This window comes from Collinsella sp. CLA-SR-H006, from assembly GCF_040097075.1.
Taxonomy (GTDB): Bacteria; Actinomycetota; Coriobacteriia; order Coriobacteriales; family Coriobacteriaceae; genus Collinsella.
The window spans coordinates 62,706-70,591 of the sequence record NZ_JBBNPD010000014.1; the positions used below are offsets into that span (position 1 = coordinate 62,706).

Here is a 7,886-nt window from a genome sequence, read left to right on the forward strand (position 1 = left end):
CAATCGTTTGCGTGCCCACCATTATATAAAAGAGCCGCCCGCGAGTGGTTGCTTTGCGGGCGGCTGGGTATAAGCACGGTCGTACTGAGTTTTACGCGGCCGAGCCGCGTCGCATTATGGAGGTCACCATGGCTGACATTAATCAGATTACCCCCGAGAACTTCGATTCCATCGTTAACGACAGCCTGCCCGTGCTGGTCGATTTTTGGGCACCGTGGTGCGGGCCCTGTCGATCCCTCTCGCCCATCGTTGACGAGGTTGCCGATGAGCTGGCGGGCAAGCTTGCCGTTGCCAAATGCAACGTCGACGACAACCAGGACCTGGCCATGAAGTATGGCGTCATGAGCATCCCCACGCTGGTTGTGTTTAAGAACGGCGAGGAGATTGACCGCTCGGTTGGCGCTCTGCCCAAGGCGAGGCTGCAGGCGCTGCTGGAGAAGCATCTGTAATACGCTTGTTACATGTTGCCGTCTGCCTGCCGTCCATGAGCGCTTTTGCACCGCTCGCCGGACTTCTGGATGCACCGAGTGCAACCACGGATAGTATGGTAGTCACAAACAGCCCCCAGTGAACGGGTGCGGGTCGCACAGACTCGCACCCGTTTTCTTATGCAGCTGCGCACAGAGCGGGCGTAGTAAAATCTGAACCACTGAACTGCCCCATACAAAAGGAGATTTTCCATGCATGACGTCGGAATGAACATGAGCCAGCTTGCCATGAGCGTCAAGCAGGTCGACGACACCATCGAGCTCGCTCATGAGTGGAGCCATCAGCTGCTGCATGCGACCGAGAATTTTGACATGGAGCGCATCGGCGCCAAGCTCGAGGCCGCCATGGCCGCGCTCCACGAGGCGCATGACGCGCTCGAGGGCTACGAGGAAGCCATCGAGGCCGACCACAACTCCGTCGGCTCCGTGAAGCTGGTGTAAGGTGGCCGAACACGAGCACTGCTGCGGGTACGAGCACGAGCATCCGCACGGGGCGGACGGTGACGCGGGCTGCCACTGTAGTGGCTCCAGCTCCGAGCTGGTCCGTTTTTCGGTTACCGCACCCGACGACCTGCTGCGCCGTTTTGACGAGCAGATCGCGCGCCGCGGCGACGTGGCCAACCGCTCCGAGGCCGTGCGCGATTTGATTCGCGCCTCGATCGCCAAAGAGCAGATGCGCACGCCCGATGAGCACGTTATCGGGTCGCTCACCATGATCTACGACCACCATACCGGCGACCTGACGCGCCGCCTGGACGAGGTGCAGCACGACTACACCGACGAGATCGTATCGACGATGCACGTGCATTTGGATCACCACAACTGCTTGGAAATCCTGGCACTCAAGGGTCGCGGCGAGCGCGTCTACGAACTAGCCGACCGCCTGCTGGGCCTGCGCGGCGTTAAGCACGGCGAGCTCACGTGCGCCGCCACCAAGCAGAGCCTGGGGCTGTAGCGGGATTTCCCGCAGCGCACCTGCCAAATAGGGACAGGTTTGTTTTGGCAGGTTTAGAAGTTTTACCTACCAAAATAAACCTGTCCCTTTTTGATCGGTTTTGATGAGGGGTGTCGCATGCGGCATGTGCATATTCATGTGACGGGCATTGTGCAGGGCGTTGGCATGCGACCGTTTGTGTATCGCGAGGCCATGGCACATGGCATTTGTGGATGGGTGCTCAATGCAGGCGACGGCGTGCATATCGAGGCGCACGCTCCGGCCGATGCGCTCGATGCTTTTGTTACCGCGCTTTCTGAGCATGCGCCTGCGGCAGCTCGCGTTGAGCGAGTCGATATTGCGGATTTGGAGCCTGGCGGCTGGAGCGCTGCCGATGAGCAGGGCTTTCACATTGTGGCGTCGCAGGACCAGACCGCGCACACGACGCTCGTCTCGCCCGATATCGCCACCTGTGACGATTGCCTGCGCGAGTTGTTCGATCCCGCCGACCGACGCTATCACTACCCCTTCATCAACTGCACTAACTGCGGCCCACGCTTTACCATCATCCGATCGCTGCCTTATGACCGAGCGGCCACGTCGATGGATTGTTTTCCCATGTGTCCCAAGTGCGCTGCGGAGTATGTCGACCCACTCGACCGGCGTTTTCACGCGCAGCCCGATGCCTGCTTTGATTGCGGGCCGCATATTACGTGGCGCGAGGCTGTAAACGGCAATGCGTGCGGGAATTCGTCCGCGACACCGGCCGTCGGCACCACACGCGAGGCCAGCGACGCTATCATCGAGCGCTGCGTTGAGCTGCTGGCCAGCGGTGGCATCGTCGCCATCAAGGGCCTGGGCGGATTCCATCTAGCCTGTAACGCTGCCAACGAGCAGGCGGTGGCCGAGTTGCGCCGTCGCAAACGCCGCAGCAACAAACCACTTGCCGTCATGGTACGCAGTCTTGCTGATACCGAGCGCCTGTGTCATATCGACGATGCTGAACGCGATCTGCTCGCTGGCAGTATCCGCCCCATCGTGCTGCTGCGCCGGCGCACTGTTAGCGAGGACAACGACGGTTCCCCCGACATCCTCGCCCTCGCGCCATCTGTCGCGCACGACCTGCCCGAGCTCGGCGTCATGCTCCCCTATACGCCGCTTCAACATCTGTTGCTTGCCGCGGCAGAAGTCTGCGGTATGCACGCGCTCGTCATGACCAGCGGAAACCTGAGCGAAGAACCCATCGAGACCGACGACGACCTTGCCTGGGAACACCTCGTTGCTGCCGGCATCGCCGACGCGTTGATCGGTAACGACCGCGCGATCCTCTCGCGCTACGACGACTCTGTAGTGCGCGTGGTCAACGGCGCCGTTATGCCCGTTCGCCGCGCTCGCGGATATGCACCCCAGCCGCTGCCGTTGCCGGCGCTCGACCGCGCTCCGTCCTGCGTGCTCGCCTGCGGGCCACAACAAAAGGCCACGATTGCGCTCACGCGTGAAGGGACGAACGGCGAGGCAACCTGTTTTGTGTCGCAGCATATCGGCGATGTTGAAAACGGCGGGACCTTCGATGCCTGGAACGCCGCGCGCACGCGCTTGGAAGATCTCTTTGACTTGGCGCCCGCCGCCTTGGCCTGCGATTTACACCCCAGCTATCTATCGGGCCAGTGGGCGCGCGAGCAGGCGCGAAAATGTAATCTGCCGCTCGTCGAGGTGCAGCACCATCATGCGCATATCGCGAGCGTAATGGCCGAGGCCATCGCCGCGGGCCAGCTTACAACCGACGCGCGCGTCCTTGGCATCGCCTTTGACGGCACCGGCGCCGGCACCGATGGGACCATTTGGGGCGGCGAGTTTCTTGTTGCCAGCCTTGGCGGCTTTGAGCGCGCCGCGCATTTGCGCACCTGGGCGCTCCCCGGTGGGGCGGCCTCCGTGCGCGACGCCCGCCGCAACGCCTTCGCCCTGCTCAGTGAGCTCGGCCTGCTCGAGCACCCAGGTGCCGCTCGGCTTTTGGACAGCCTCGACGAACAAACGCGCAGCGTGACAGCCACCATGATCGAGCGCGGCATCAACAGCCCGCGTACCAGCAGCATGGGGCGTCTCTTTGATGCCGCGGCAGCAATTCTGGGCATCTGCGACAAGGCAACCTACGAGGGCGAACCCGCCATAGAACTCGAAGCCGCCGCCTGGCGCGCGCTCAGCAATGAAAGTGCCTGCCCCGCCGGCAATATAGCCGGCTTTTCCGTAACCGAATCATCCCGTCCGGACGCCTGCCATGTTCTAAACTCCAGATCGCTTATTGAGGCGCTTTTGGAGGGAATCAGGGCCGGCACTGCGGCCTACAGGCTCGCACTCGACTTCCATATCGCCGTCGCGCGCTCCTCGGCGCGCATCGCCAGCGATATCTGCGTGCACGAGGGCATCGACACCGTCGCGCTCTCGGGCGGCGTGTTCATGAACCGACTTCTGCTTCAGCTTCTCACCCGCGAGCTCAAAAGCGCAGGCTTTACTGTCCTTGTCCCCCACACCGTACCCGTCAACGACGGCTGTATCGCCTACGGTCAGGCGGCAGTCGCACGCACTCGCCTCGCACAGGTCGCACCGCAATAGGCTGTTCGGCCAGCCCACAAGCCGCCGTCTCACAGGCGTAACGCGTTTGCCCGCGAACCCCGCGAGCGCTACCATCAAACGATGGATTATCCAGCGCCCATCCAGCGCAAAGCGTATAAAAGAGGAACATTATGTGCCTTGCCGTTCCCGGTAAAGTAGTCAAACGCGACGACGACCTCAAGGCCACCGTCGACATGATGGGCATCGAGCGCCCCGTGTCGCTGCGACTCGTGCCGACGGCGCAGGTTGGCGACTATATTCTCGTACACGCCGGCTTTGGCATCCAAATTGTCGACGAGCAGGAAGCACAGGAAACGCTCGAGCTTGTTAATGCCATGTCCGAGCTGGTCGAAGAAGACCGGCTTGCCACCAACCCGGCCGAGGCATACTAGTGGCGGCCAAGCAGCCGGCGCGCTCCGGTATCGATTTCTCGGCATTCCGCGATCCCAAGCTGGCTCGCGAGCTCATCGAGCGCATTCATGAGCTTGTCGGCGACCGCACCATCAACCTTATGGAAGTCTGCGGCACGCATACCGTGAGCATCGGCCGCTATGGCTTTCGCTCCATTATGCCGGCCGGGCTCAAGCTGCTGAGCGGCCCGGGCTGCCCCGTCTGCGTCACCGCCAACCGCGACATCGACCACGCAATCGCGCTCGCCAACATAGACGGCGCCATCATCACCACCTTTGGCGACATGATGCGCGTGCCCGGATCATCCACCTCGCTCGCCGCGCAAAAGGCGGCAGGGCGCGACATCCGCATCGTCTACTCCCCGCTCGACGCGCTCGACATTGCCGAGCAAAACCCTGATCGCCCGGTCATTTTTATGGGCGTGGGCTTTGAGACTACGACACCCGCCATCGCCGCCGCCATCTTGGAGGCCGAGGCGCGCGGGCTTTTGAACTTCTCGGTCTATTGCGCCCACAAGACCACGCCGCCGGCGTTGCGCGCCATCGCCAACGACCCCGAGACCGCCATCGACGGCTTTATCCTGCCGGGCCACGTCGCCACCATCACGGGCTTGGCCCCCTTTGGCTTTTTGGTCGACGAGTTTAAGACTCCAGGCGTGGTCACGGGATTTGAGCCGGTCGACATCTTGCAGGGTATCTGCATGCTGGTCCAGATGGTTGTTGAGGGGCAACCCGCGATCGACAACGCCTACCGTCGCGGCGTCAATGCCGACGGCAATCCTGTGGCGCGCCAGCTGGTCGAGCAGGTATTTGAGCCGTGCGATACCACGTGGCGCGGGCTGGGATCGATTGCGGCTTCGGGACTCGCCATTCGTCCCGAGTTTTCGCACTTTGATGCCAGCATGCGCTTTGACGTGTCCATCGAGCCGACGGTCGAGCCACGCGGGTGCCGCTGCGGCGACGTGCTGCGCGGGGCCATTACGCCGAGCGACTGCCCCCTGTTCGGCCACGCCTGTACGCCCGAGCATCCCGTCGGCCCCTGCATGGTGAGCTCCGAGGGCAGCTGCGCAGCATATTTCCGCTACCGAGGCTAATAGGTTCCGCCGTTCTAACGAACGGCGGACCAGTCGACGCTGCGCCTCACCCATATAATTCCACCCACGATTGGAGTTTTCGATATGTCCCATAGCGTTACCGATAGCACCGTCCTGCTGGGCCACGGCTCCGGCGGACAGATGATGAAGCGCATCATCGATGAGGTCTTTTTGGATGCCTTTGGGTCGCCCGAGCTGCTCGAAGGCAACGACGCCGGCGTCGCCGCGCTGCCCGCGAGCGGGCGCATCGCCATGTCGACCGACAGCTTTGTAGTCTCACCGCAGTTCTTCCCCGGTGGCAACATCGGCCGCCTCGCCGTGTGCGGAACCGTCAACGACGTCGCGACCTCGGGCGCCAACGTGCGCTACCTATCGTGCGGCTTTATCCTCGAAGAGGGCTATCCCATGGATAAGCTCCACCAGATTGTGCAGACGATGGCCGAAACGGCGCACGAAGCGGGCGTGTCCATAATCACGGGCGACACTAAGGTGGTCGAGCGCGGCGGGGCCGACGGCGTCTATATCAATACCGCCGGTGTGGGCGAGGTACCCGCGGGCGTGGCGCTCAGCGGCGCAAACTGCCGGCCCGGCGACGTCATCCTGGTGTCGGGCACACTGGGTGACCACGGCATCGCCATCATGAGTCAGCGCGAGGGTCTGGCGTTTTCGAGCACCATCGAAAGCGATGCCGCGCCGCTCAACCACCTGATTGCCGATGTGCTTTCCGCAGCACCCGACACACGCTGCTTCCGCGACCCCACGCGCGGTGGCCTGGCCTCGACGCTCAACGAGTTTGCGCAGGCCAGCGGCGTTGCCATGGAGGTCGACGAGGATGCCGTGCCCGTGCGTCCCGACGTGCAGGCCGCCTGCGAGATGCTCGGCTACGATGTGCTGCAGGTGGCAAACGAGGGCAAGATGGTTGCCGTCGTGCCGGCCGAACAAGCCGATGCGGCGCTGGCCGCCATGCGCGCCGCCCGCTACGGCGAGAACGCCACGATTATCGGCCGCGTGCTGCCACTTGGATCGGACGCTCGACCCGCCGTGCGCGTACGTACCGGCTGGGGCTCGACCCGCATCCTCGACATGCTCGTAGGAGAGCAGCTGCCGAGAATTTGCTAGGGCGAAACCACACGGTCGGCGCGATGCGGCCTGATACCCCTGGAGATGTTCAGATTCCAAGCACGCCCAACGCGGAAGCCCAGTATTATGGGGTGCGTTTTAAACCCAATGACGGGAGTTTTTATGGCAGCAGCTTTTTCCCATGTGATCTTTGACCTGGACGGCACCATCCTCAACACGCTCGAGGACCTGGCGGCCGCCGGCAACCATACCTGCGAGGCGCACGGCTGGCCCACGTTTGCCGTTGACGAGTACCGCTACAAGGTGGGAAACGGCATGCTCAAGCTGGTTGAGCGCTTTATGCCTGCCGAGTATGCGGGCGACGGCCGCATGTTTGAGCAGACGCTTGCCGAGTTTAGGGCTTACTACGGCGAGCACAAGGAGGACCACACCGCCCCCTATGCCGGCACAATCGAGATGCTCGACCGCCTGCGTGCCGCGGGCGTGCAGCTTGCCGTGCTCACCAACAAGGACCACGTCTCGGCGGCTCCGCTTATCGAGAAGTATTTTGGTTCCGAGCGCTTTGCGCTGGTACAGGGCCGTGTCGATGCGTTTCCGCCCAAGCCCGAAGCATCCGTCACGCTACATGTGATGGAGGAGCTGGGCGCCAATCCGGCAACCACGCTCTATGTGGGCGATTCCAATGTCGATATCCTGACCGGCCACAACGCCGGCCTTAAGAGCGCGGGCGTCAGCTGGGGCTTCCGCGGCCGCGCAGAGCTGGAAGCCGCCGGCGCCGACTACGTGGTGGACACCCAGGGCGAGCTCGCAGCGCTGATCCTGGGCGAGTAACGAGCGACACTGCTTAACGCAGCTGCGACAATTCTTCCGCGCGGAAAGCGCATCCCGTTTTGGAGCTCCGGAATGGGATGCGCTTTCCGTTTGAGGCGCATCAGGGAAACCGCATCCCGTTTCAGAGCAATATTCCGGGTCGCACTTTCCGTAACCCACCCCATCCGGAAACCGCGACCCACTATTCGGCCAAAAACCGGGTCGCGGTTTCCCAAGCACTCGATGCAACGCTGGCACAAGGAATGTCCCCAACTGCCGGCAGAAAAGGAACGTCCCCAAGTGCCGCCTTCGGCAGCGATGGCAACGCCACAGGTACAAGCGCCACTTTAAGCCAGCCAAGGGAACACCGTTGTTTTGGCAACGACAGACACTATGACCCAATCCGAGGGCACTAAAAAGATAGGAGCCCCCGCTCGTGGCCGCGGGTCGGGGCTGCGAC

Annotated in this window: 8 protein-coding genes; all 8 read left to right on the forward strand. The window is 62.6% G+C overall.

Going from position 1 to position 7,886, the window contains the following annotated elements:
* The first annotated feature begins 128 nt into the window (after positions 1-128).
* Entirely contained in the window at positions 129-449 is a 321-nt protein-coding gene (gene trxA, locus AAA069_RS08440; RefSeq protein ID WP_035137123.1) for a thioredoxin, read from the forward strand.
* 231 nt (positions 450-680) lie between these two features.
* On the forward strand, positions 681-929 hold the full coding sequence (locus AAA069_RS08445) for a hypothetical protein (protein WP_006235225.1): 249 nt from the start codon (positions 681-683) through the stop codon (positions 927-929).
* Position 930: 1 nt separating this feature from the next.
* Entirely contained in the window at positions 931-1,443 is a 513-nt protein-coding gene (gene nikR / locus AAA069_RS08450; protein WP_349128097.1) for a nickel-responsive transcriptional regulator NikR, read from the forward strand.
* A gap of 117 nt (positions 1,444-1,560) precedes the next feature.
* On the forward strand, positions 1,561-4,032 hold the full coding sequence (hypF, locus tag AAA069_RS08455) for a carbamoyltransferase HypF (RefSeq protein WP_349128098.1): 2,472 nt from the start codon (positions 1,561-1,563) through the stop codon (positions 4,030-4,032).
* 131 nt (positions 4,033-4,163) lie between these two features.
* On the forward strand, positions 4,164-4,424 hold the full coding sequence (locus tag AAA069_RS08460) for a HypC/HybG/HupF family hydrogenase formation chaperone (RefSeq protein WP_349128099.1): 261 nt from the start codon (positions 4,164-4,166) through the stop codon (positions 4,422-4,424).
* Entirely contained in the window at positions 4,424-5,536 is a 1,113-nt protein-coding gene (hypD, locus tag AAA069_RS08465; RefSeq protein ID WP_349128100.1) for a hydrogenase formation protein HypD, read from the forward strand. Before AAA069_RS08460 ends, hypD begins: the two co-directional genes overlap by 1 nt.
* 84 nt (positions 5,537-5,620) lie before the next feature.
* Positions 5,621-6,655 (forward strand): hydrogenase expression/formation protein HypE, encoded by a 1,035-nt coding sequence (gene hypE / locus AAA069_RS08470; RefSeq protein ID WP_349128101.1) that lies wholly within the window; start codon positions 5,621-5,623, stop codon positions 6,653-6,655.
* A 123-nt stretch (positions 6,656-6,778) separates the two neighbouring features.
* Positions 6,779-7,447, forward strand: a complete 669-nt coding sequence (locus AAA069_RS08475; RefSeq protein WP_349128102.1) for an HAD family hydrolase — start codon at positions 6,779-6,781, stop codon at positions 7,445-7,447.
* Positions 7,448-7,886 lie beyond the last annotated feature (439 nt).

Coding starts and splice junctions, on each gene's coding strand:
- trxA (WP_035137123.1), top strand. CDS start 129: ATGGCTGACATTAATCAGATTACCCCCGAGAACTTCGATTCCATCGTT.
- AAA069_RS08445 (WP_006235225.1), top strand. CDS start 681: ATGCATGACGTCGGAATGAACATGAGCCAGCTTGCCATGAGCGTCAAG.
- hypF (WP_349128098.1), top strand. CDS start 1,561: ATGCGGCATGTGCATATTCATGTGACGGGCATTGTGCAGGGCGTTGGC.
- AAA069_RS08460 (WP_349128099.1), top strand. CDS start 4,164: ATGTGCCTTGCCGTTCCCGGTAAAGTAGTCAAACGCGACGACGACCTC.
- hypE (WP_349128101.1), top strand. CDS start 5,621: ATGTCCCATAGCGTTACCGATAGCACCGTCCTGCTGGGCCACGGCTCC.
- AAA069_RS08475 (WP_349128102.1), top strand. CDS start 6,779: ATGGCAGCAGCTTTTTCCCATGTGATCTTTGACCTGGACGGCACCATC.